Annotated in this window: 26 protein-coding genes; 2 read left to right on the top strand and 24 right to left on the bottom strand. The window is 39.5% G+C overall.

Annotation, left to right across the window (positions count from 1 at the left end):
• Positions 1-40: 40 nt before the first annotated feature.
• The 6 genes from CVT05_RS06080 to ileS form a co-directional block, all read right to left on the bottom strand.
• Positions 41-835, bottom strand: a complete 795-nt coding sequence (locus CVT05_RS06080) for a carbon-nitrogen hydrolase family protein (protein WP_107698164.1) — start codon at positions 833-835, stop codon at positions 41-43.
• On the bottom strand, positions 828-1,019 hold the full coding sequence (xseB, locus tag CVT05_RS06085; protein WP_004317712.1) for an exodeoxyribonuclease VII small subunit: 192 nt from the start codon (positions 1,017-1,019) through the stop codon (positions 828-830). Before xseB ends, CVT05_RS06080 begins: the two co-directional genes overlap by 8 nt.
• Before the next feature lie 3 nt (positions 1,020-1,022).
• Positions 1,023-2,129 carry a homoserine O-acetyltransferase MetX gene (gene metX / locus CVT05_RS06090; RefSeq protein ID WP_107698165.1) on the bottom strand — a complete coding sequence of 369 codons (1,107 nt, stop codon included), beginning with the start codon at positions 2,127-2,129 and terminating at the stop codon, positions 1,023-1,025.
• Positions 2,129-3,577 carry an IMP dehydrogenase gene (gene guaB, locus CVT05_RS06095; RefSeq protein ID WP_103571696.1) on the bottom strand — a complete coding sequence of 483 codons (1,449 nt, stop codon included), beginning with the start codon at positions 3,575-3,577 and terminating at the stop codon, positions 2,129-2,131. The genes metX and guaB overlap by 1 nt, the downstream gene beginning before the upstream one ends.
• A 4-nt stretch (positions 3,578-3,581) precedes the next feature.
• The gene (gene gatA / locus CVT05_RS06100) at positions 3,582-4,940 is read right to left on the bottom strand and encodes an Asp-tRNA(Asn)/Glu-tRNA(Gln) amidotransferase subunit GatA (RefSeq protein ID WP_107698166.1); all 1,359 of its coding nucleotides are present in this window, start codon (positions 4,938-4,940) and stop codon (positions 3,582-3,584) included.
• A 99-nt stretch (positions 4,941-5,039) separates the two neighbouring features.
• Positions 5,040-7,796: an isoleucine--tRNA ligase gene (gene ileS / locus CVT05_RS06105; RefSeq protein ID WP_107698167.1), complete on the bottom strand. Its 2,757-nt coding sequence runs from the start codon at positions 7,794-7,796 to the stop codon at positions 5,040-5,042.
• Positions 7,797-7,892: 96 nt separating this feature from the next.
• Here ileS and CVT05_RS06110 point away from each other — a divergent pair, with 96 nt between their 5' ends.
• The gene (locus CVT05_RS06110; protein WP_107698168.1) at positions 7,893-8,990 is read left to right on the top strand and encodes a CinA family protein; all 1,098 of its coding nucleotides are present in this window, start codon (positions 7,893-7,895) and stop codon (positions 8,988-8,990) included.
• A 181-nt stretch (positions 8,991-9,171) separates the two neighbouring features.
• The gene (locus tag CVT05_RS09635) at positions 9,172-9,294 is read left to right on the top strand and encodes a hypothetical protein (protein WP_258030512.1); all 123 of its coding nucleotides are present in this window, start codon (positions 9,172-9,174) and stop codon (positions 9,292-9,294) included.
• A gap of 367 nt (positions 9,295-9,661) precedes the next feature.
• Here the strand turns inward: CVT05_RS09635 and CVT05_RS06120 are convergent, their stop codons facing one another.
• From CVT05_RS06120 to CVT05_RS06205, 18 genes are read right to left on the bottom strand one after another with little or no spacing between them, the layout of a single operon-like run.
• Positions 9,662-11,890, bottom strand: coding sequence for a hypothetical protein (locus CVT05_RS06120; RefSeq protein ID WP_107698169.1), 2,229 nt, complete (start codon positions 11,888-11,890; stop codon positions 9,662-9,664).
• Positions 11,887-12,405 (bottom strand): LolA family protein, encoded by a 519-nt coding sequence (locus CVT05_RS06125; protein WP_107698170.1) that lies wholly within the window; start codon positions 12,403-12,405, stop codon positions 11,887-11,889. The genes CVT05_RS06120 and CVT05_RS06125 overlap by 4 nt, the downstream gene beginning before the upstream one ends.
• The gene (locus CVT05_RS06130) at positions 12,402-12,830 is read right to left on the bottom strand and encodes an acyl-CoA thioesterase (RefSeq protein ID WP_199906738.1); all 429 of its coding nucleotides are present in this window, start codon (positions 12,828-12,830) and stop codon (positions 12,402-12,404) included. The genes CVT05_RS06125 and CVT05_RS06130 overlap by 4 nt, the downstream gene beginning before the upstream one ends.
• Complete coding sequence (locus CVT05_RS06135; protein WP_107698172.1) at positions 12,827-14,437, bottom strand: glycosyltransferase family 2 protein; 1,611 nt, start codon at positions 14,435-14,437, stop codon at positions 12,827-12,829. The genes CVT05_RS06130 and CVT05_RS06135 overlap by 4 nt, the downstream gene beginning before the upstream one ends.
• On the bottom strand, positions 14,434-15,990 hold the full coding sequence (locus tag CVT05_RS06140; RefSeq protein WP_107698173.1) for an AMP-binding protein: 1,557 nt from the start codon (positions 15,988-15,990) through the stop codon (positions 14,434-14,436). Before CVT05_RS06140 ends, CVT05_RS06135 begins: the two co-directional genes overlap by 4 nt.
• Positions 15,980-16,468 carry a DNA gyrase subunit B gene (locus tag CVT05_RS06145; RefSeq protein WP_234400564.1) on the bottom strand — a complete coding sequence of 163 codons (489 nt, stop codon included), beginning with the start codon at positions 16,466-16,468 and terminating at the stop codon, positions 15,980-15,982. The genes CVT05_RS06140 and CVT05_RS06145 overlap by 11 nt, the downstream gene beginning before the upstream one ends.
• Positions 16,469-16,514: 46 nt before the next feature.
• On the bottom strand, positions 16,515-16,760 hold the full coding sequence (locus tag CVT05_RS06150) for an acyl carrier protein (RefSeq protein ID WP_021090641.1): 246 nt from the start codon (positions 16,758-16,760) through the stop codon (positions 16,515-16,517).
• Positions 16,761-16,762: 2 nt separating this feature from the next.
• Entirely contained in the window at positions 16,763-17,020 is a 258-nt protein-coding gene (locus tag CVT05_RS06155) for a phosphopantetheine-binding protein (protein ID WP_107695511.1), read from the bottom strand.
• Positions 17,004-17,813: a lysophospholipid acyltransferase family protein gene (locus CVT05_RS06160; RefSeq protein ID WP_234400565.1), complete on the bottom strand. Its 810-nt coding sequence runs from the start codon at positions 17,811-17,813 to the stop codon at positions 17,004-17,006. Before CVT05_RS06160 ends, CVT05_RS06155 begins: the two co-directional genes overlap by 17 nt.
• Positions 17,740-18,408, bottom strand: a complete 669-nt coding sequence (locus CVT05_RS06165) for a beta-ketoacyl synthase chain length factor (protein ID WP_107698176.1) — start codon at positions 18,406-18,408, stop codon at positions 17,740-17,742. Before CVT05_RS06165 ends, CVT05_RS06160 begins: the two co-directional genes overlap by 74 nt.
• Positions 18,408-18,824 (bottom strand): hypothetical protein, encoded by a 417-nt coding sequence (locus CVT05_RS06170; protein ID WP_021090821.1) that lies wholly within the window; start codon positions 18,822-18,824, stop codon positions 18,408-18,410. The genes CVT05_RS06165 and CVT05_RS06170 overlap by 1 nt, the downstream gene beginning before the upstream one ends.
• 11 nt (positions 18,825-18,835) lie before the next feature.
• Positions 18,836-20,089, bottom strand: coding sequence for a beta-ketoacyl-ACP synthase (locus CVT05_RS06175; protein ID WP_107698188.1), 1,254 nt, complete (start codon positions 20,087-20,089; stop codon positions 18,836-18,838).
• On the bottom strand, positions 20,089-20,808 hold the full coding sequence (gene fabG, locus CVT05_RS06180; protein ID WP_107698177.1) for a 3-oxoacyl-ACP reductase FabG: 720 nt from the start codon (positions 20,806-20,808) through the stop codon (positions 20,089-20,091). The genes CVT05_RS06175 and fabG overlap by 1 nt, the downstream gene beginning before the upstream one ends.
• Entirely contained in the window at positions 20,801-21,244 is a 444-nt protein-coding gene (locus CVT05_RS06185) for a thioester dehydrase (RefSeq protein ID WP_107698178.1), read from the bottom strand. Before CVT05_RS06185 ends, fabG begins: the two co-directional genes overlap by 8 nt.
• Positions 21,241-22,410: a beta-ketoacyl synthase N-terminal-like domain-containing protein gene (locus tag CVT05_RS06190; protein WP_234400566.1), complete on the bottom strand. Its 1,170-nt coding sequence runs from the start codon at positions 22,408-22,410 to the stop codon at positions 21,241-21,243. The genes CVT05_RS06185 and CVT05_RS06190 overlap by 4 nt, the downstream gene beginning before the upstream one ends.
• A complete protein-coding gene (locus tag CVT05_RS06195) occupies positions 22,394-22,771 on the bottom strand; it encodes a hypothetical protein (protein WP_107698179.1) in 378 nt (125 codons plus the stop codon). The genes CVT05_RS06190 and CVT05_RS06195 overlap by 17 nt, the downstream gene beginning before the upstream one ends.
• A 23-nt stretch (positions 22,772-22,794) precedes the next feature.
• Positions 22,795-23,316, bottom strand: a complete 522-nt coding sequence (locus tag CVT05_RS06200) for a 4'-phosphopantetheinyl transferase family protein (protein WP_107698180.1) — start codon at positions 23,314-23,316, stop codon at positions 22,795-22,797.
• Positions 23,297-23,977 (bottom strand): ABC transporter substrate-binding protein, encoded by a 681-nt coding sequence (locus CVT05_RS06205; RefSeq protein WP_107698181.1) that lies wholly within the window; start codon positions 23,975-23,977, stop codon positions 23,297-23,299. The genes CVT05_RS06200 and CVT05_RS06205 overlap by 20 nt, the downstream gene beginning before the upstream one ends.
• Between the last annotated feature and the right edge of the window lie 60 nt (positions 23,978-24,037).

Here is a 24,037-nt window from a genome sequence, read left to right on the forward strand (position 1 = left end):
CTTTTGCTAAATTTGCTCTTTTCTACCTAGGCACAGCACTTCATCTTTTAAATTTCGCCTCTATCTGCATAAAGCCCCAAGTGCTTCTAGCCTCGCTAAGCTCCTTTTTGCTAAGCTCATCTATCATCATCTCTTCATTTTTACCAAGCCTATTTTTAACTTCACCAAATGGATTAATAAGCATCGAATCGCCGTAAAAACTCCACTGCGCATCATCGCTCTTGTGGCTTCCTACGCGGTTTACGCGGAGAACATAGACGTTGTTTGTAAAGGCTCTAACCTTTAAAAGCTCCTCCCAGCGCGCCTGAGAAAAAAATGTGCAAGCCGTTGGCACTAGAACAATATCTACCTTTTTAGCGCTCATATAAGCCCAGCAAATGTCAAAATGTGCCTCATAGCCAAACATAACGCCTACTTTAAATTTATCATATGTAAAGATAGGTAAATTTAGCTCATCGCTTGTGTTATTAAAGAATTTAGCCTCATTCCAGTGAGCGTAAGGCATGAGAATTTGCTGATCATATAGCTTTACTTGTGTTGGGGTAAATTTGGCTAGACTTTTAAAAATTTCCTTACCTTTTAGATTTACAATGGGTGCAACGATATTTAGATCATACTTTTTTGCCATTGCAAAAAGAGCCTCTTTTTTGCGCTCGCTTTGCTCTTTTATAAGGCTTTTTGGCATGCTAATGAGCTCTTTAAAAAAACTATTTAGCACATATTCGCCAAGCACAACCAGCCTTGCATTTTCGTCCGCACAAATTTTTAGATAATAATCAAGCCTTGCCTCACTTAAAGGCTGAGTTGGTAGCTGAAGAGCACAAATTCTACTCATCGTCCACCTGCTTTATGCTAAGTTTTGCATTTTCTAAAATTTCTCTTGCTTCATTTAAGAGCTTTTTGCCTTGTTCGTGCAGCTTTATGCTATTTTCTAAGCTCACATCATCTTTGTTTAGATCGTTTAAAATTTTATCTGCTAGGGCTAATTTTTCTTCAAAGCTTTGCTCTTTTTGCTCCATTTTCTATCCTTTTAATATATTTTTTATATATCCATCAAATTTTTCTATTTCGACCAAAAATGCGTCGTGGCCGTAGTTGCTATCTATCTCTACGAAATTTGTATTCTCTCCTCGCCCCATCTCGCAAAGTGTGTCATAAATTTCTCTCATACAGCACGGCGGAAAGAGTAGATCGCCTTTGAAAGCGATTAGATGTAAGTTTGCTTTTATCGGCGCAAGGGCGTCTTTTAGATTGTCATAGTGCCTTGTACAGTCAAAGATATTCATCATTTTTACGATATATAGGTAGCTTAGCGGATCAAACCTCTTTGGAAAGTTGTAGCCGTTGTACTCCATGTAGCGATCCACCTGAAAGCGCCCAGAAAGCTCATAAAGGCCGTCTGTCTCAACATAGTTTCGCCCGAATTTCTCATCCATGCTATCAGGGCTTAAAAAGCTGATATGACCTGCCATCCTGCCGTAAGCCATGCCTTTTAGACCATTTTTTCTTATAAATTCTGCGTCGTATTCGCCGTTTTTGAAATTTTCATCGTTTAAAATGGCTTCGATGGCGATTTTATTAAACGCTATCGCCCAAGGCTTCGTCTGATAGGTGCTTGCTAGCATTATGATATCTTGCGCAAACTCTGGAAACTCGATAGCGTAGCAAAGTGCTTGCATACCGCCAAGACTGCCGCCTATCACGGCTCTTGCATTTGTGATGCCAAGCTCGCTAAATAGCCTCATCTGCGCCTTTACCACGTCGCTTATGGCAAGGACTGGGAAATTTAGCCTATACTCTTTGCCGCTACTTCTATCAACACTTAGCGGCGAGGTCGAGCCAAAGCACGAGCCTAAGATATTTACGCAGATGACGTAAAATTTATCCGTATCGACCGCCTTTTTGCTGCCTATTAGCCCGTCCCACCAGCCAGCTTTCTCATCGCCTGCGTAGGTGCCAGCAGCGTGGTGTGAGCCAGTTAGAGCGTGACAGATTACGATAACGTTGCTTTTATCAGCATTTAGCGTGCCGTAAGTCTCGTAAATAAGCTTGAAATTTGATAGCATACGGCCACTCTCAAGATAGAGTGGCTCGTTAAATTTAATAGTTCTAGTTTGCAGGTCTAACACTAATTAACTTTGTAGTTTGGTGCCTCGTGAGTGATAACTACGTCGTGGACGTGGCTCTCTTTTAGTCCAGCGCTTGTTATCTCGACAAATTCAGCTCTTTCTTGAAGAGTTGGGATATCTTTTGCGCCGACATAACCCATAGCGCTTCTTAGGCCGCCTATTAGCTGATGTATCACATCTTTTATGCTGCCAGCAAATGGCACACGGCCTTCGATGCCTTCAGGCACAAGCTTGTCTTGAGCGGTGCCCTCTTGGAAGTAGCGGTCAGAACTACCCTTTGTCATAGCACCGATCGATCCCATGCCGCGATATACTTTATACTGACGACCTTGGAATGTTATAAGCTCGCCTGGGCTCTCCTCGCAACCTGCAAGCAAGCTACCAGCCATAACGCAAGCTGCACCTGCAGCAAGAGCTTTTGCCACGTCGCCTGAGTATTTTAAACCACCATCTGCGATAACTGGGATACCGTATTTCGCTGCTTCGCTTGCGCAGTCATCGATAGCTGAAATTTGAGGCACGCCAACGCCAGCAACGATCCTTGTGGTACAAATAGATCCTGGTCCGATGCCTACTTTTATGCCGTCAGCTCCTGCTTCTGCTAGGTCTTTTACAGCTGCTGGGTTTGCGATATTGCCAGCTACGACATCGACTTTGAAATTTGCTTTTACCTCTTTTAAAGTGTCGATGATGCCCTTTGAGTGGCCGTGAGCTGAGTCGATGACGATGACATCTACGCCAGCATCAACTAGTGCCTTGGCACGCTCTATCTGACCCACGCCAATAGCCGCAGCCACGCGAAGTCTGCCGTAGCTGTCTTTATTTGCATTTGGATACTCTTTGCGTTTTTTTAGATCTTTTATGGTGATAAGGCCGTCAAGTCTGCCGTCTTTATCGACGATAGGTAGCTTTTCAACCCTATTTTGAGAGAAAATTTTCTCCGCATCATCAAGCGTGCAGCCCTTTGGTGCAGTGATAAGCGGTGCTTTTGTCATGCGGTCTTTTACCAAAGTGCTCATATTTGTCTCAAATCTCAAGTCGCGGTTTGTTAAAATTCCTATTAGTTTGCGGTCTTTGTCGATGACTGGAACGCCTGAAATATGAAGATCTGACATAAGGCTTAGAGCTTCAGCCACGGTCGCTTCTGGATTTATAAATATAGGATCGATGATGACGCCACTTTCGCTTTTTTTGACGCGTTTGACCTCTTTTGCTTGGCTTTCGACATCCATATTTTTGTGGATGACGCCGATACCGCCGAGCCTTGCCATCATGATAGCAGTTCTATGCTCAGTCACCGTATCCATCGCAGCAGAGACGATCGGGATATTTAGCGTGACGTTTTTGCTGATCCTGGTTTTTACATCAACTTGCTTTGGCAAAATTTCAGAGTATTGCGGCACAAGAAGCACATCCTCAAATGTTAAAGCTCTCTTTACTATCTTCATATTTTTATCCTTTTATTAAATTTTCTAGGCTCTTAGCACCATTTATCAAGGTCTGTTCGTCCCACGCTTTTGCGATGAGCTGGGCGCTCACGTTTAAATTTTGATCATCTTTGCCAACTGGCACAGAGATAGCTGGTAGGCCTGCTAAATTTACGCTGATCGTGTAGATATCGCTTAGATAGGCTTGAAGCGGATCGCTGTGTGCTCCAAATTTATAAGCTGTACTTGGAGCAACTGGCATAAAAATAAGGTCGTTTTCTTCTAAAATTCTCTCGTACTGAGCTTTTATATGCGCTCTTGCTTTTTGAGCTTTGATGTAATAAGCATCGTAGTATCCGCTACTTAGCACAAATGTACCAAGTAAGATTCTTCTTTTTACCTCTTCGCCAAAGCCCTCTGAGCGTGAATTTACATATAGCTCTTTTAAATTTTTAGCATCTGCGCGTCTGCCGTATCTCACGCCATCGTAGCGGCTTAAATTTGCGCTTGCTTCTGCGGTTGCGATGATGTAGTAGGCAGCGACGTCATATTTTGAGTCTTCAAAATTTGTGTAAGTTACGCTGTGTCCGTGTGATTTTAGCTTCTCGATGGCTAAATTTAAAGCAGCTTTTGTCTGCTCGCTTGCGTTTTCGACGTAGTTTTTGATGACGCAAATTTTTAGCTTTTTATTGCCATCTATCTTGTCGCTAACGCTCACAAATGGCACATCTGCGCTCGTGCTATCTTTTGGATCGTGTCCAGCGATAGCGTCATATAAAATGGCAGCGTCTTCTACGTTTTGAGCGATAGGTCCTATCTGATCAAGGCTGCTTGAGTAGGCGCCAAGGCCATATCTGCTCACTCTGCCATAAGTTGGCTTAAGTCCCACACATCCGCAAAATGCCGCTGGCTGGCGGATCGAGCCACCAGTGTCGCTACCAAGTGCGGCTACTGCAAGGCCAGCTGCAACTGCTGCTGCCGAGCCACCGCTACTGCCACCTGGGACGTGAGCGTGATTTAGTGGGTTTAGTGTTTTGCCGTAAAATGAGCTCTCAGTCGTGCTTCCCATCGCAAATTCGTCCATATTTGTGCGGCCAAATGGAGCTAAATTTTTGCTAAGTAGCTTCTCAATGACAGTTGCGTTATATGGTGCTACGTAGCCTTGTAAAATTTTTGAGGCACTTGTTACATTCCAGCCTTTTACCTGGATGTTGTCTTTTATAGCGATGGGCACGCCCTCGCCTAGTTTTGCGATCTCTAAATTTGCTAGCTGCTCGACATAAGCGCCAAGCTCTTTTTCTTTTATGATCTTTGCCTCAAGCTCGGCTCTTAAATTTTTTATCTCCTCAGCTGAAAATTTCAAAGCTTCTTTTAAAATTACCACTATTTTTATCCTTTAAATTTATTAACCAAAAATATGCCAAACAAGCTAACAACGACCACCGCAGCGATCGTTGTGACTATGATAGTTGCGCTTACTGGCTCACTTAGCACTTATGACCTCTTCACATCTTGGGCATAGCGCATCTTCTTTGCTAGCGTTAAATTTCCAGCATCTTGGGCATTTGTGAAGGTTGCTTGCTATGATCTTAAATTTATCACCCTCAAGCTCAAACTCGGCTAGTGGCTCGCTATCATCATAAGCTCTAACCGAGCTTACCATGTAAAGATCGGCCACTTCGCGCTCGTCGTAGCTTGTGGTGTTGTGGTTTGTGGTCTCTAGACTTAGCTCTAGGGTTGATTTTATCTTTTTGTCCTTCTTAAGAACGTCCACGATCTCGTTAAATTTCTCCCTACTGGCAAAAAGTAGCTCATCTTCAAAGCTAAGATCAAAAATGATTGGCTCATAGACTAAGTCAAACGCGTCTTTTGCGTCGCCTTTGATGATCTTTGGAGCATAATCCATCACCTCATCGACGGTGTAAGTAAGCGTTGGAGCAATGAGTGGTAAAAGTGCCTTTGTAATGATCGCCATCGCGCTTTGAGCTGATCTTCTTCTTGGGGCGTCTTTTGCGTCGCAGTAAAGTCTATCTTTGCAAACGTCAAGATATACGCCACTAAGATCGGCTGATAGGAAATTTAAAAGGATGTTAAAGCCCTTTGAAAAGTCGTAATTTTTAAAGCAAGCGCTCGCATCGTCAAAGACCTTTTTAGCACGTGCTAAGATCCACTTATCAAGGATATTAAACTCTGTATTTAGGCTCTCAAGATCATTTACGTTTGCTAGTAAAAAGCGGATCGTGTTACGAATTTTGCGGTATTGCTCGCTTATTTGCTTTAATATATCTTCGCTTATTTTTAGGTCACTTGAGTAATCACTCATGCCAACCCAAAGGCGTAAAATTTCTACGCCGTGAGTTTTGGCTACGTCTTGTGGAGCGATGACGTTGCCCTTGCTCTTACTCATCTTCTCGCCCTTAGCATCGACTGTAAAGCCGTGAGTTAGGATACTCTCGTAAGGTGCGTGAGAATTTATAGCTGTGCTTACTAGAAGCGAGCTTTGAAACCAGCCGCGGTGCTGGTCTGAGCCCTCTAGATACATGCTTGCAGGGTATTTGCCAGCGTCGTAGTTGTCACTTTGCAAGACCGCATGCCACGTCGAGCCACTATCAAACCAAACATCAAGGATGTCCATCACCTTTTCTAAATTTTCAGCTTTGTATTTTGAGCCTTTTGGTAAAAGCTCGTCTATACTTAGCGCCCACCACGCATCAGCGCCTTTTTCTTTAAAGATAGCCACGATGTGGTCTAAAATTTCACTATCAAATATAACTTCTTTTGTCGCTTTATCTCTGAAAAACGCGATCGGCACGCCCCAGTCACGCTGACGAGAGATACACCAGTCTGGGCGATTTTCTATCATAGAGCCTATTCTTTTTATGCCCACACTTGGGTAGAATTTAACCTTTTCAAGCTCTTTTAGCGCTGTTTGTCTAAGCGTTTTTCCGCCTAGTTTTGCCTCATCCATAGCTATAAACCACTGCTTTGTGGCTCTATAAATAACAGGCTTATGCGTTCTCCAGCAAAATGGATAAGAGTGTCTAAATTTAGAGACGCTAAGCAAGCTTTTGCCAAGTAGCTCTAAAATTTTCTCATTTGCTTTAAAGATATGCATGCCGACAAACTCGTCTACCACGTCGCTTCTAAATAGTCCGTGATGCTTTAGGCTCTCATCGTAGCAGCCACCATCATCAACTGGCATCAAAATTTCGCTAAAGCCATACTTCAAACAGACGTAGTAGTCGTCCTCGCCGTGTCCTGGAGCTGTATGAACAAGTCCTGTACCCCCATCCATCATAACGTGATCGCCTAGTAAAAATAGCGACTTTCTGCCATTTAGCGGATTTATAGCGTGAGTGTTTTCAAGCAGGTTTGATTTAAACTCTTTTTTGATCTCGCCCTTGCTTAGGCCGTTTTGTATAACGCTTTCAAGTAGTGGCTTTGCAAAGATCAAATTTTCAGCTGTTAGCACGTAAATTTCATCTGGATTTAGACTTATAGCTTGGTTTGCTGGAAGTGTCCAAGGCGTGGTCGTCCAGATGACAGCGCTTGCCTCTTTTACGCCAAGCTTTTCTAGCGCATCGCCGTCAAGGTCAAAGGCTACGTAAATAGAGTAGTCCTCTTTCTCCTCGTACTCGACCTCGGCTTCAGCTAGCGCCGATCTAGCCGCCCAACTCCAATAAACTGGCTTACTTCTTTCAACCAAAAGCCCCTTTTTAGCGATCTCGCAAAGCGCTTTGTAGATGTCAGCCTCAAACTCAAATTTCATCGTCATATATGGATTTTCAAAGTCGCCGATGATGCCAAGGCTTTTAAATTCATTTCTTTGAATGTCTATAAATTCTCTCGCGTGCTGCCTGCAAAGCTCCCTAATCTCGACCTTGCTAAGCTCTTTTTTCTTATCGCCAAGCTTTACTTCGACTTGCTGCTCGATAGGCAAGCCATGACAGTCCCAGCCTGGCACATAGCGGACGTTTTCGCCATAAAAATAGTGCGTTTTTGTAATGATATCTTTTAAAATTTTATTTAACGCGTGGCCGATGTGTAGGTGGCCGTTTGCATACGGAGGGCCGTCGTGGATGTTGAAGTTTTTAACCGCTTTTTGGCGATTTTTCTTCATTTTTTCATAAACCTTGCGCTCTTCGTACCATGATTTTAGTCTTTGTGGTTCATTTTGTGGGAGATTTCCGCGCATCGGGAAATTTGTCTCTGGGAGTAAAAGTGTCTCTTTGTAGTCCATTTTTTACCTTGATTTTAAAAATTTGCTAATTTTACACCTGTGCTGGTTAAATCACACTGAAAAATAGTATAATGAGGCAAAAAAAGGAGCTTAAAAATGAGACAAAGTATCTTGATAATAGGCGAAGATCTTGAGATAAATAGAGAATTTCTAAACTACATTTTTCAAAGTTACGAGGATCATTTTGGCGAGCTTGGAGTGGTCAGTTTTGCTCCAAAAAATAGCAAAGAGCTGCCTTTTATCATCGAAAATTTATCAAAAGATTACGACTTTGTAAGCATTTTTGGCTCGGATGAAAATTTTGCCATCGCCGCAAAGATCGTAGCGACGCTAACTGGGGGCTCACTTGAGCTAAAAGATAGCACGACACTTGCGCTTAAAGATAGCTTAGACTACTCAAAAAATAGCTTTTTAGCCAGCCTAAATAACGCCCAGATAAATCTCATAAAAGCTAATCCAAATGAAGAGCTAGGCGAGTTTCTAACCGACTATGAGCCTGATTTTAGTTACTTTCATCTAATAGACATCGACGCAGATAGCGCGAAGATCCTTATGCTGCCACTTGCTAAAACTTACGAGGTCGATATAACCCTTGCGCAGATCCTGCCAAATTTGATACTAGTAAGGGCAAAAAGCAATAAATTTGGCCAGATCGAGAGCTTTTTACAAGGGGTGAAAACGCTATTTTCGCAAAAATTTATCCCGCAAAAAGATGTGATCAAATTTGTAGCAAAAAAGCTCATGCAAAAGGGTCTTAAAATTTCATTTGCTGAGTCTTGCACGGCTGGGCTTGCAGCGGCTAAATTTGCAAGATATGGCGGCATCTCAGCTAGCTTTGATGGCTCGTTAGTAACTTATGCAAATTACATAAAGCACGAGTGGCTGGGCATCGAGGATGAAATTTTAGATACTTACGGAGCTGTGAGCGAGCCTTGCGTAAAAGCGATGGTAAAAGGCACGCTAAGCACGACAAATGCGGACTTTGTGCTTGCGATTAGCGGTATCGCTGGACCAGGTGGTGGCACAGCCAGCAAGCTAGTTGGCACGGTCTACGTCGCAGCCGGAGATAAAGACGGTAACATCGAGATTGAGAGACTTCTTTTAAAAGGAGATCGCAACTACATTAGAGAGCAAAGCGTGCTAAGTGCGTATCTATGCCTACTTCGCTTAAAAAGTGAGATATTTTTTGCTTAAAAATTTGTCTTTAAAATCTTGTGCGATTTAGCTAGCCAAAAATTTTTATACTAAAAGATCAAAAGAGCCAAATTTAGGAAGCTAAAAATGCTTAAAAATTTTTACCACTCACCATTATTGCGTTATTTGCATTTGACACCAAGATGTAGCCGGGCGAAATAAAAGCAAGTATAACTCGCCTTTGGATACATTGGCGCAAAATTTTGGTGGATATGCCAATAAAGAGAGTAAAGAAGTTGTCACAAAAGATAGACAAGAGCTCATAAAATACGCGACTATGTCATCTATGTGGATGACCTCATAGACCTTAGCGAAGGTAATATCCCGCAAAATAGTAAGAGCGAGGGTTAGATAAATTTATAAGCGAGATTAACAGTGGTGAGTTTAGCTCTTATGCCAAATTTATGCGAGCTTACGGCGCCTCATGCCGTGCAAATTTGGTAAGTCATAAGTGTATTTTTGAAAGCGGAAAATAAAGCTTTCAAAAAGGGCAGTGTTTGCAAAAAGCTAGACAAATCGCTATTTAAGCTGCCGTATAAATTTGATCTCATTTCAGCCTCAAACGTCCAGAACAAGGCAAATAAAATGCAGACATAGGCAAAACTAGCCATTAATAAAATTTTTGCCAAAAACCATAAACTAGACAAGCTGCTTGGAGTCTAAAAATCAAACTAAATTTTTATATTTTTACAAGATAAAACGCTAGCACATAGCCCATATATCAGCACGCAAAGGCTAACGCTTAATCCAAATACGCTAAGAGCGGCAGTCTGACTAAAAGATAGCGTAAAAAACGAGATAAAACTCGTGATAAATGCGCAAAATATCCCATAAATTCGCTCTTTTTCGCTAAGACTCTCATTTAGCGCAAATATCATGTAGTCAATCCCCACAGCGCTTGCAAGGATGAGCCCAAAGACGCCAAAAATGCTTAAATTTATGCCAAAAATAGCAAAAATAAAGAGCGTAAGAAGCACGCCAAAGATGATGATACCCATCACAAGTGCCGAAATAAGCGCACTAAAATAAACCCATAGCAGTAAAAAGGCGATCACAAGCGCTGCTATTTTTAGCTTTAGAGCAAGCTCTTTTGCCTGAGTTAGGCTCTCATTTAGCGAGTCAGCAAAATTTAGGCTAAAAGCTTTGTGGCGTTCCAGCACCTCATCACTTGCCACCCTTTTTACAAAGCCGCTCGCGTAAGCCACACTTACATTTTCATCAAGCATAAATTTCTTAAAATCCTTCATTGATTTTAGAGCCAAAATTTCACTCACGCCAAGCTCTTTTTCGCTCAAAACCTTTAAAATTTCGCTTCGTATCTCATCCTTGCTAAAGCCAAATCTCTCATAAATCACGTAAATTTGCTCATCGTCAAGCGCCTTTTTAAACGCCTCTTTTAGCTCATCCTGCTCGCTTTTACTTAAAAACATATCACTTAGCGAGCTCTCATCTTTTATCAAATTTCTCTTTTTTAGCTCGTCTAAAAGGCTTTTTTCGCTTCCTAAAATGTCACCTCTTGATCTTGTCACTATCATCGTGTTTTGGTTGTTGCCAGTTAGACTTAAGATATAAGAAGAGTCCGCTAGCAGGCTCTTTGGTATATTTGAGTAGTCTTTTACGTTTTCGCTTTTTGATAAATTTTTAAGATCAAAACCAAGAAAAACAGCTAGCAAAATAAGTGAGATAGCTAGAAATTTAACCCCCAAATGCCTTGTAGCCACGTCTAAGAGATCACAAAATTTAGTTAAAAACGCATCAAAAACCTTTGATCTATAAAATTTCACCCCTTCAAAGACTAAAGGCATGAAAAAATAGCTAGCCAAAAACGCAGCAACGAGCGCAAATGCCGAAAAGAGTGCCACTTCTTTAAGTAGCCTAAGATCAGAAAATGTAAAAGCTAGATAGCCACTAAGCGTGATAAAAAGGCCTAGCAAGAAAATTTTTAGCATATTTTTTATGCTGCTAGCTCTAATAGCTTCGCCCTCGTTTTTGCTAAGCCAGTGCAAGACATAGTCAAACATGAGTCCAATGAGGCTTGTGCTTATTAAAATAGTAAGGATATTTAGCTCACCAAGGCATAGCAAAGTGCCTGCAAATGCCACGCTAAAGCCAAATGTAGCGATAAATATCACATAAAAAATTCGCAAATTTCTAAAAGCAAGCATCAAAAATATAGCGGTCAAACTAAGCGAGACCACGCTCATATAAAGGCTCTCGCTCTCGTTTTTTTGCTTTGAAAATGCCTGATAGAGGGCACTTGAGTGCACGAAAAGCTCGTTTTGTCCAACTTTAAGCGCTTGTAACTCGTTGTAAAATTTTATTAGCCCCTCGCTCGCAGCTCCCTCTTTTAGCTCACCTTTTAGTAAGAAAAAGCTCTTCTCTCCGTCCTTTACCTCAAGCATTAGATCTGCTAAATTTAAGCTCACATTGCCATTTTTTGCACTAAAACCACTACTTAGCGAGAAAAAATCATCTTTTACATTTAAAAGTCTAAAGCTAAAGCTATTAAAAATTTTCTCCGCACGTTTTTGGAAAAAAGCGTTTTTATCGCTTTTTAAAAGCTCTAGATCAGCCCTACTTAAAAGCGCGATCTTTGAGCGGTTGATGTCGTTTTTTATATCATTTAAATTTACGTCAATGTTCGCCTCAAAGCTCTTAAAAAGCGAGCTTTTAAGAGCTAAGCTTTGCACATTTTTAGCCAGCTCTTTAGAATTTACCAGCACTAAAAAATTTGACACCATCTCATCTTGCACCTCTTTTAGCACCTTTGCCTCTTTGGCGTCCTTGAAATTTATCAGTGAAAAGATGTCGGTTTGTACGTTTTTTAGGCTTGCAAGTGAGTAGCAAAGCGAGGCTAAAAAAACAAAGACAAAAGCCAAAATCGTGGCTAGTTTTTTCATTTTAGACTAAACTCATTTATCGTTTTATCCCCGCTTACCTCGTCAAGCTCGATCTTTTTTACCACCTCGTCGCCACTTATCTTTATGGATTTAAAAATTTGTTTGAAGAGTAAATTTTTAGGGTTTAGCTCTATGCTCCACTCTTTTAGGCTACCACTTGTTTTTATATCAAATTCTTTTCTAAGCTCGTTTTCATCAAGGCTTATGATAGCAAGAAATAGCTTTTCATCAAAATTTGCACTTGTTTTTTCAAGCTTGCCATTTTTGTTTTTAAAAATGCCATCTTTATTTATAAAAACCTTTGAGACGACTGGCTCTAGCGTATCCCAGTAAAGACCGCCCTTTTCAAGCCTAAACTCACCAGAGCTTTTTATGCTTTTGTTAAATCCAGCCAGGCTCTTTGTCTGCGTGAAATTTCCGCTTACTCCATCTGTTTTTACTATATTTTTAAGCTCACCTAGCTCATAGCCAAAGCAAGATATAAAAATGGCTAAAAAAAGAGTTATTTTTTTCATAAATTTTCCCTTTTCGTGTAAGCTTCAATCGCTTTTTTTAGCGCCTCAGGCATCTCAAAGCAAGTTTGTAAGCTCTTCATCTCGATGACAGCTTGCGCGGTATTTGCCTCGCTTAATTTTTCGCCCTTTTCATTTTCTATAAGATAGTGAAATTTTAAAAACGTTTCGCACTCGCTAAGCGTCGTCGTGACCTTTATGACGTCGTTAAAAAAGGCTGGGCGCACGTATTTTACGTCAAGCTTTACGATAGGAAAGGCGTAACCATCTTTTTTCATTGCAATGTAGTTGTACCCTAGCTTGTCAAGTAGCTCGCAGCGCGCCATTTCTAGGTACTTGACGTAGTTACCATGCCACATCACTTCCATGCTATCAACATCAAAAAACGCCACTTTAAATGTGCTAACGTGTGAAATTTTCACTCTCATCTCCAAAAATCAAAAAAATTAAACCACTGCGATGGGTTCTTGCAAGCGTGATCCTCGAGCTGTTTTACATAGCTTTGCACGTATGGCATGACGATTGCCTTGCGGTCACGACCTAGTTTTATCTCATCTGCGATATCGCTTAGCTCGATGCTAAATTTATCGCCATTTTTTACGCACCAAAGCGTGCTCATTTTTACACCCAAAATGCCAGCTAGTAAGTATGGGCCATAGTTAAATTTAGCCATCTTGCCAAGAAAGCTAACCTCAACAAATTTATCGCCATTTACCGGAGTTCTATCGCCCATTATGCCGATATTTACGCCGTTTTCTACCGCCTCTTTTAGCTCAAGCATAGCTGCTGCATCGAGGTTTTCTACGCTTATTAATCTAATCTGCCCCTTACTTATCTGCTCTAAAATTTTATAAAAATTTTCATTTCCCTTGCTATAAACCAAGATGATCATACGAAAACTTGGCGATTTAAGCGAAAGTGTCTTGCAAATTTCTACATTTCCTAGATGGCTTGTTAGCAAGATCCTACCACGCTTTGATGCCTCAAACTCTTCTTTTATCCACATAAGTTCGTCAATATCTAGCTCATTTTCGAGCACACCATTTTGCCAGATGCGAAATTTATCGCAAATCGCAATACCAAATTCATAAAAATTTCCAAAAACACCAGTAGCCGGCTTTTTACCACTAAATTTCTCTACATTTTGCAAAAATTCTCTTATATTTTTTCTCTCTATTTTTGAAAAAATATAATAAAAATAAACGACGATCATAACGATAGGTTTTATAAGAAAAATAGGCAAATTCTTAGTTAAGAATAAGCTTACCCTTAAGAAAAATTCATTTGATCTTTCGCCTTTTTGCCACCATGCATATTTTTGTCCTTTAAAGGCTTTACCTAGCAAAAATGGAACCAAACTAAAAAAATATTTTGCATGTATAAGGCTTATTAACACATTATCTTTTAGCATTTTAAAGTGCGAAACGCCACCTTTTTCATATCTTACTTTTAATGGTATCCATCTTAGTCCAATGCCTGCTCTCACAGCATTTACAAGGATTTCCATATCAAATTCCATCCTATTTGAACCACTATGAGCGATCGCGCTCTCAAGCTCTTTTAGCGGATAAATTCTAAAGCCACACATCGCATCTTTTATGTCGGTGCTAAATGTGTTTACCTTGACCCAAAAATTTGTGATCTTTCTACCATAAAATCTCGACTTTGGTGCGTCCTCGCCATAAATCGGATCAGCCATTATCATATCGTGTGGATACTTTCTGCTAAGCTCTAAAAACTCAGCCACTTCGCTTATGTCGTGCTGAAAGTCAGCGTCGATCTGAAATGCATGCGTGTAGCCATTTTGCACAGCGTGTCTAAAGCCATCTTTTAGCGCAGCGCCCTTGCCACCATTTTGGGTTCTTGTCAAAATTTCTACACCAAATTCGCTTAAATTTTCCAAGGCTTTTTTTGAAACCTTGTTTGAACCGTCATCAACTATTAAAATGTGTAGATTATATCTTGCAAGCGCCTCACAAAGAGCTTTGATCTTTTCTGGATGATTGTAAAATGGTATGAGAAAGAGCGTCTTCATAAGCCCAGCTTTATCCTGCCAACGCTGCTTCTAGTGCCATTACAAAATATCTCAAAGTAAACCTTCCCATCTTTTTGCGAAATTTCTATACAAAGCTCGTCATTTGGCCTTACAAATTTTAAAAATTTCAAATTCTCCACCACACACTGATCGCCTATTTCTGCGCCAAGCTCTCTTGCAAATTTAAATACAAAATCAAGCTGCACAAAGCCAGGTAGCAGTGGTAAATTTGGAAAATGCTCCATAAAAATACTAAGTGCTAGGCTAAGCTTTGTCTTAAATTTATAAACGCCCTCCTCGCTACTTTTCTCCCAAGAAAGCTCCTCACTCTTTTCTAAAAGCTCTTTAAAATTTGCCTTTAGAAATTTCCCTTGCGCGTTTTTACAAAGTGAGCTAACGATTTTAAAATACCTAACACTATTTTTAAACTCAGGCCTTAAAAGCTCATTTAGCCTTGCTACAACGCCCTTTTTACCGCTATTTCTAAAGAGCTTCACGCCCTCTTCACTAAGCTCTAAAAGTGCGGCTAGGCGCTTAAATTTTGGATGCGTATCGCAGTAGCAGTCTTTTAAAAGACCGCTTTCAAGCATCTTATTTTCGATGCTTATTAGATTGACCCTTTTGTCATTTAGCTTGACTATCCTATCGATCCTACCCTTTAGCGTGAGTCTGTTGCCCTTTATCTCCGCCCAGTCGCTAGTTTGAAAAAACTCGCACCAAGGCGAGCTCACATTTAACGCCTCGTCCTCGTTTAAAGCAGCTTTTACCTTGCTAAAAAGTAAAAGCTCTTCGCCTAAATTTCTAGCTACTACACCAGTTTCGGTGCTGCCATAGATGTCGATGATGCGCGCGCTGCTTAGTTTTGCTATACTAGCTCTTAGCTCACTCTTTAGAGCTGAGCCGGCACAGATGATGTTTTTTAGCCCTGAAATTTCAGCTGCTCTTGGGCTAGAAACTAGCGTTTGAAGCAAAACTGGGCTTGTTACAAAGCTTAAATTTGAAAGATCAAGCTCAAAGATCGCCTCTGGATAATTTAGCTCCTTGCTAACGGCCTTTGCACCAGAGATGATGGGTAAAAATACCTTAAAAGTAAGGCCAAACATATGCTGATGCGAAACGCTTGAAAAAAATGTATCGCTTTCATTAAATCCAAGTTCTTCTTTTAAAAATAGCCCTTCTTCTATCATCGCACCAAGTCTTTTTGGGATATTTTTGCTATTTCCAGTCGAGCCCGAAGTCTGAAGAAAAAAAGTAGAATTTAGATTAAATTTTGGCTCCATATTTCTGACTGGAGTCAAAAAATTCTTGAAATTTTCATCATTGATATTAAATTTATCACTACTAAAAATAGGCTTTGCAAGCAAAATCGGTCTCACACCGATCGCAAGTGCTCCAAAAAAGGCGACACAAAAGTCAAAAGTTTCACTTAGATGGATCTCTATCTCACTCACGCCATACTCTTTTAAATTTGCCCCAAAAATACCAACTTGTGAGTATAAATTTTTATCAATATTAACAAATTTAAACTCTTTTAGACTATTTTCAAACTCCATTTTTCCTCTTTAAAATAAAAACTTTACGATATAAAATTTCTCCAAAAAACAAAAATCCCATCAAAATATAAGAAACAAAGGAGCAGTAAATACTCCAATAAAATTTATTTTCAAAGCACGATAAAATAAATGCTAAAACCGCATTAAATACAAAAAACAAGCACCAAATTTTTGTTAACCCTCTTGTATAGCTAACGACCTTTTCATCTATATTTTTCTCTTTTAATCTAGCGATTTTGGTTATAACAGCCTCGCCCTTTAAGCTGTAAAAAAAGATCGCCAAAAAGCCAAGGCTTACGATACTTGGGTATAAAAGTGCTAAATTTACGCTTCTAAAAATAGCGCAAATGGCGAAAAACATCCCAGCCGCTAAGCAAACCTGTCTTTTTTTACCACTTTCAAAATAGGCTCTAAGCCCCCAAAGCACACATAAAACACCAAATATCAAAGTGGCGTTTTCTTGCCAAAAAAATAGCACTAAAGGATAAGCAATGCTTACTAAAATTAGAACTAGGTTTACTATTTTATGCTTCAAATTTCTTTGCTACAGCTTTTACGATATCATCAAGCGTTTTTACGTTTTTAAAATCCTCTGGCATCAGCCTATGCCCAGTTTGACGTTTGATGTAATCAATCATGTCAATAGCGTCGATGCTATCGATCTGCAAATCCTCATATATCCTAGTCTCTGGCTTTATCTTGCTCTCATCTATCTCAAAAAGATCGATCAAGGCTTTCTTTAAAATTTCAAAAATTTCTTTTTCACTCATAGTTATTTCCTATTTTCGTAAATGTATTTTGCAAGAGAAGATACGCTAAAAAATATCTCTTTTAGATTTGCGCTCTTTGAGTCAAGCACGAGGCCATATTTTTTCTGCACCGCAAGTCCAAGCTCTAAAGCATCGACGCTATCAAGACCAAGTCCATCATTAAAAAGTGGCGCATTCTCATCAATATCGCTTGGCTTCATATCCTCTAAATTTAAGCTTGTGATGATCAACTCTTTTATATCATTAACTAGCTCTTTCACCAAATTCCTCCTTATAAATTTTACTTATCTCATCATGCATTGCCCTAGCTCTCACGGGGCTTGGCCTATCCTTTAAAAACATATCAACATCAAAATTTTTCATCTCTTTAAAATGATATTTTATCTTTTCATCTGGTATTTTGTACCATGGTTCATTTTTTCTAAGGCTTCTTGGGTGCATATTGATACCAATGCATACAATATTTTTAGCGCCTTTTACGCCTATGTAAGCTGCTGCCTTATGAAAAATAATTTCATCTTTCGTACGTGTGCCTTCTGGGAAAATTAATAAATTTTCACCACCTTTTAAAACATCTACGCTTTTTTGTAAAAATTCCTCGTTATTTGTGTTTGGTATGTAGTTGCAAGCCCTAATAGCTGCAAATAAAAATATATTTTTGCCAAGCTCACCCTTTACGATGCAGTTTATTCTTTTAAATTTTGAAACCAAGAAGACCACATCAAGAAGCGAAGGGTGATTTGCTATAACTAAATTTGATCCGCTATTTAACTCGTTAAACTCAAATTTATAGTCCAGACACCCACAATTTTTAACAACTTTTATAAAAAATCCCCAAGAAATTCTAACTAGATCACGGCATAAATTTTGCACAAAATTAAATTTATTTAGCCCCAAAAGTACTACTGGCACAAGCAGTAAATCTCCACTTATGCAAATAATCGCAAAAAATAAAAAGAAAGATCCGGTTCTTAAAATTTTAAGGCTCATAGCTAAAATTCCAAGATGAAGAATAACTACAACTTTGCCAGCTTTTTGATATTTTTGGATCAAAATTTACAATAAAGCTTTTTAATAAATTCCCGCAAATTTCTTTTTCTTTTTTAGCTCTTTTTAGAGTTAAAACTCTCTCATTTTTTGCCTTTGAGACAATAAGAGCGAGCATAAATGACGGTTTTTTCTCATCAAAATAACTCTGCTTTATCGACTCATGATAGGCAAGTATTAGCACCTTTTCATATCCGTCATTTAGCCTTAAAAACGCAGCTTGCAGCGCATCTTCGACTGGACTAAAAGAGGAAATGGCTAAAATTTCATTGTGATTTTTAGCTTCTATACTAAGAAGTGACGAGATAGCATTATGCACCGAAAGTGAAAACGAAGTAGGCGAAACTGGCTCAGCTTTTGCCAGTGTAGTCTCTAGCTCAAAGCAGCGATTTATCTCTCCTTCATATGAGCTAAAAATAACTGGCATATCAAGCTTATTAAAGCCACTAAGCAAGCTAAAAGCGCACTTTGCAGCACTACTTAGCCTTCTTCTTTGAATCGGTGGAATTTTTGCTAGATCAAATTCTTTTTTGTATCTAGCCAGATCCTCGCCGACATCGCCATAAGCTATCGCATCAAAAAAATCAACTTGAAATTTCATTATTTCGCGATATCACCTTTTAGAGTAACGCCAGACATCAAAGCACCGCTTCCGCACTGAAACTGAGTTTTTGAGTTAAATGGCTGTTTTTTGTAATAACCAGTTAGATTTACAACCTTTGTGCCACCTTCTTTTAATGCTCTTTCTTGGAAAGTCTTTAAGGCCGAAAGAAGTGCGATTTGGCATGCCTCTTCATCACTTTTATTAAAACCATTTGTCTTTTTATTTGATGTTAGGTCTTTTACAATTACCTGTCCGCTATAGCCTGTGCCAAAGCTTATACTTACATTTGGAAGTAAGAAATTTTTAGCTTTTGGACCATTTAGAAAATCAAGTGAGTGATATTTCACATCATCTCTTGCATTAAGGCTTGTAGCAAATGCCAAAATGGCAACTAATGAAACTAATTTTTTCATATTTATCCTTTTTAAAAAATGTTTTTAACTCTTTTAAATATCAAAGATGTATTTACACCACCAAATGCAAAGTTATTGCTCATAACAAAGTCCGTTTTTATCGGAGTTGGCTCTTTTAAATAGTTTAGCTTTGCACACTCGGGATCGATCACGTTTAAATTTATAGTTGGGAAAAACAGCTCTTCTCTCATCATCATAATAGAGGCGATCGCTTCTAGCCCTCCACAAGCGCCAAGCGTATGGCCAAGATAGCTTTTAAGCGAGCTAATGGCGATATCCTCTCCAAAAAGCTCGTTTGTAGCGATACTCTCAGCTATGTCGCCATGCTTTGTCGCAGTCGCATGAGCATTTACGTAACCTACGCTTTTTGGTTCTAGTTTTGCGTCACGAAGAGCTAAGCTCATCGCCGCTCTCATCGTGGCACTTTGTGGTCTAGTGATGTGTGTGCCATCACACGTTGAGCCAAAGCCAACGACCTCAGCGTAAATTTTAGCTCCTCTTTTTAATGCACTCTCTTCACTTTCAAGTAACAAAAATCCAGCTCCCTCGCCAAGCACCAAGCCATCTCTATCTTTTTCAAACGGCGTTGGGCTCAAATTTGGTGTGCTATTTTTTACACTAGTCGCGTAAAGCTTGTCAAAGACGTATGCCTCGCTCACACAAAGCTCCTCAGCCCCGCCAGCTAGCATCATATCTATGCTACCATTTTTTATGCTCTCGTATGCGTAGCCAATGGCGTGCGAGCCGCTCGTGCAGGCCGATGACGTCGGGATTATACGTCCTTTTAGCGAGTAAAAAAGCGCGATATTTGCCGCTGTGGTGTGAGGCATCATTTTTATGTAGGTATTTGCGTTAAAGCCGCTATCCATGTCCAAAACTAGCTTTGCCATGTCAAGGATAGAGTCTGTACTGCCAGTACTTGAGCCACTTGCCACACCCATTCTGCCATCTTGCACACTTGGATCTAAATTTGACTCATTTAACTCATCGCCCTTTAATAACCCAGCATCTTTTAAAGCAAGTCCAGCCGCATGCACACTGTAACACGACACCTTACCAAGGCTTCTTAGCTGCTTTCTATCCCACTCTTGCGGATATTTGTAGTCTATAATTGGTGCAGCTAGGCGAGTGTTTAGATCTTTGCAGCTCTCCCACTCGCTCATGTATCTCACGGCGTTTTTGCCTTCAAGAAATTTAGCTCTCATCTCCTCCCAGCTGTTGCCAAAAGCACTGACTGCGCCGATACCTGTGACAAATACACGCATTAGCAAAGTCCTCCATTTACGCCGATAACCTGTCTTGTGATGTAGCTAGCATCACTGCTTAGTAAAAATTTAACCAGCCCTGCCACCTCATCTGCTTCGCCAGCTCTTTTTGCAGGTATGGCCTTTAGCACCTCATCTAAGAAGTCGCTATTTAAAATTTCTTCGCTCATATCTGTCTTTATAAGCCCTGGAGCTACGCAGTTTACTGTTATGCCTCTACTTGCAAGCTCGACTGCAAGGGCTTTGCTAGCTCCTATGATGCCAGCTTTGCTAGCCGAGTAGTTTACCTGACCTCTGTTGCCAATAACCCCTGAAACAGAGCTTAATGTCACTATCCTAGCTGGCTTTCTAGCCCTTATCATGGGCATTAGCGCTGGTCTTAGAACGTTGTAAAAGCCATTTAAATTTACATCTATCACGTCAAACCACTCTTCGTCACTCAGCCCACAAAAGGTATTATCCCTTGTTATGCCAGCGTTTAAAATAATGCCGTAATAAACGCCATTTGCCTCCATGTCAGCTTCTATCATCTCCTTAGCCGCAGAAGTATCAGCCACGTCAAATGTTAAAAATTTAGCCCCAAGCTCACTAGCCATCTTTAAAAGCTCATCGCTCTTACTTCTTGCGTGAAGCACCACTTCGTACTCGCTAGCAAGGCGCCTAGCTATGCTAGACCCTATGCCTCTACTTGATCCGGTTATCAATACTCTCTTACTCACTAAGTGCCTTTTTTACAAATTCTTCATCAGGGCTCATTACGTTTAAAACCGCCCTTGCGCCAGGCTCGCCATTTACAAAAAGCTCACTGTCATAAACGCCAAATCCACTCTCATCTTGGATCGAGCACTTTGAGACGATCACTATCTCATCACCTACTTTAAAATATGGCCTAAAAATTTCAAATTTTCTACTGCCTAGCAAAAAGCCAAATATCGCCTTCTCGCCCCTTAGCTCACGCATCTTTGAGTCATAAATACCAAGGCTTTGAGCCATCATCTCAATCGCTTTTTGCATGTAAAATTTCCCATCCTCCAAAAATGGAGTTTGCTCATTTATCACGCTTCTTACTTTGATACTCTCACAAGGTGTAAATTCTAAAATTTCATTGATCAGGGTTATGGCGCTACTGTGCGGCAAATAATCACTTATCATCATCTCACTCTTTTAAATATTATCGCGGCGTTATCTCCGCCAAAGGCAAAAGATAGTGACATCGCTGTTTTTACGTCGAATTTCGTGCCACTTTTTACTAAATTTATAGCTTCCAAACTCTCGTCATATGCTCCGTCGTAAACATGCGGTAGCAAGGCGCTATTTTCTTGCATGCAAAGCATCACGCAAATGGCGCTCTCGATGGCTCCAGCAGCTCCTAGCGTATGTCCGATTTGCGGCTTTAACGAGCTAGCATATGCGGAGCCAAGCGTTAAATTTACAGCTTTTGCCTCCATTTTGTCATTTGCTTGCGTGCCGGTGCCATGCAAATTTACATAGTCTACGCCTCTCATGTCAGCTTTTTTTAAAGCTTCTTCTATACAACAAATTGCCATTTTGGCACTAAAATCAGGCTGAGTCATATGAAAAGCGTCGCAGTTTGAGGCCGAGCCAGCGACCACGACGTTTGAAATTTCATCACGGCTCAGCAAAAACAGCCCAGCTCCCTCGCCTATATTTATGCCCTCTCTGTTTTTAGAAAAGGGTTCGCTTGGTTTTTGGCTTAAAATGCTAAGTGAGTTAAAGCCATTTATGGTTAAGGTGTTTAAACTATCGACACCGCCGCATATAACCGCATCGCAAATATCACTTTTTATTAGTCTTTGTGCCTCAATAATCGCCTTAACACCAGAAGTACAGGCAGTTGAAACGCAAAAACTTGGACCTTCTAGTCCATAAAATTCGCTCACAAATTCGGTCACATTTGCAAGACAGTTTCTGTCTATACCAAACTTACTTTTATCAAAAATTTCAGTTCTTATATACTCTTTAAAAGTCCAAAAATTTTCTTCAATTCCACTCGTTGTAGTGCCCAAAACAACACCTACACGGCTCTTACTAAATTTCCTGATAGCCTTTTTGACCTCATCATCTAACTCGAGAAGTGTATTTAAAAGTAAAGCATTGGTTCTTGTTTTAAAGTGTTCTTTTGTGTTCTTGGCAAACTCTGGTAGTGCCTTATCAAATTTTGCAACTAAAAATTTATTCTCAGGATGAAACTCACTGCTAAGGCCTAGAAATCTCTTTCCGCTTAAAAGCGAACTTAAATTCTCATCACTGCTGCTCCCTGCTGCACTGATAATGGCTGGTTTGCTAACGTAGATCAACACTTTCTACCTCATAATATTGATCATCTATCATAAATTTTTGCTCGCTTTTTTCATCTTTTATCATCTCTAGCACTTTTATAAAAAGTTCATTGTAGGCGCTATTTGGTGGCAAAAAACCTAAATTTTTAAAGCTACCATCTTTTAAAACTCGCCTAGCTTCTGGCGCGCCAAGTACATTTACAAGGCTAAATTTATACTCATTCTTGCTATTTTGCACGTAAAGCAAAAGTAGACCTTTTGATGAACTTACCTTAAATGTTTTCAAGTCAAAATCTGCCATCTGTGGTGCATCAAATTTCTTTGCGCATCCAAGAGCAAAAAGCGAAATAGCAAGGATTATGACTATTTTTTTTATAAGCAATCTTTACCTTTTAATGTTAAAAATTACAAAAGTTTAATAATTATATCTTTGCATTGCTTAAATGCAAGGCAAATAATAAATGAATTGTTAATAATTAAGTATTTTTTTGCCATTTCATCGTAGCTGGTAGTACCAAGATCGCTAAACGATAAATTTTTAAGCTTTAAAATTGCCTCTTTTGCAGTATAAATTTCATAAAATTTTTGCATTTTGTCTTTTGCATTTGCTAAAATTTTGCTCTCATCTTTTGTAAAGCAAAAGCTAGCTATAGCGTCAAAATTTCTCTGCTTTAGCTCTTCTACATCAACTCCGATCTTTTCTTTTGAAATGGCTAAAACTGCGATATTTTCTTTATGAGAAAGACAGATTTTACCTCGCATCTTTGCTTTAAATTTTAAGTAGCGAGATATTTTAAATGAGTTTTGTTTTATTAAATTTGGGTATTTTTTTACTCTTCTGCGATCTTTTTTATCTAGCATTTTTGGGCTAAATTTCTCACCGCAAAAGCTGATAAAAAGATGAATTTCACCCCTTTTTATAGGCATTTAATCTCTTTTTATAATTTTCATCAAACTCTAAGGCTTTTTCAAACTCAGCAGTAAATACTCTAAGACAATCATTTTTTTGCTGGTTTTCATCGCCAAATGATCTAATACGTGGTGTAAAAGTAATCTCATTTTTTCTAAAATCAGCCTCTTTTAGATCAAAGTTTAAATTGCTCATTTTGCTATTTAAGATATGCAAGGCACATTTTCTTGGTCCCAAGATAAAATTTTGCCCATTTAAGGGCTTTAGGCTTCTTACTAAAACGCCACCATAAAGTGATAGATCACTTTTAAAAGATATGTCAAAGCCAAAGTTGTGAAAGTAAATCTCTCCTGCCTCACACTGCCTTTTGTAGGTATTTGCGTCAAAACAAGTATAAATTTCAAGCTCACTAAATTTATACTCTTTGCCAGAAACAATTAAAACCTTACTTTGCATAAGCTCACATAGAAAGCTCTGAAATTTCTTATCGAAAAACTCTTTAAAACCAGCAGCCTCAACTATCTCTTGCTTTATATTTTTATCTAAATTTTTAAAGTTATTTTGTTTAAGCAGATCAAATTTTTCTTTATCAAAATGACTTTGCTCTAAAAATTTACTAAGCACCGCCACCAGATCAAATTTAGTAAAATGGCTTTTAAGCAGCTCGCCAGCTAGCATCTTTGCTCCTAAATTTTTTATATTTTAAAGGATTTGAGCTTTACAAGCTAATCTTTGATA

Source organism: Campylobacter concisus, from assembly GCF_003049705.1.
Classification (GTDB): domain Bacteria; phylum Campylobacterota; class Campylobacteria; order Campylobacterales; family Campylobacteraceae; genus Campylobacter_A; species Campylobacter_A concisus_AR.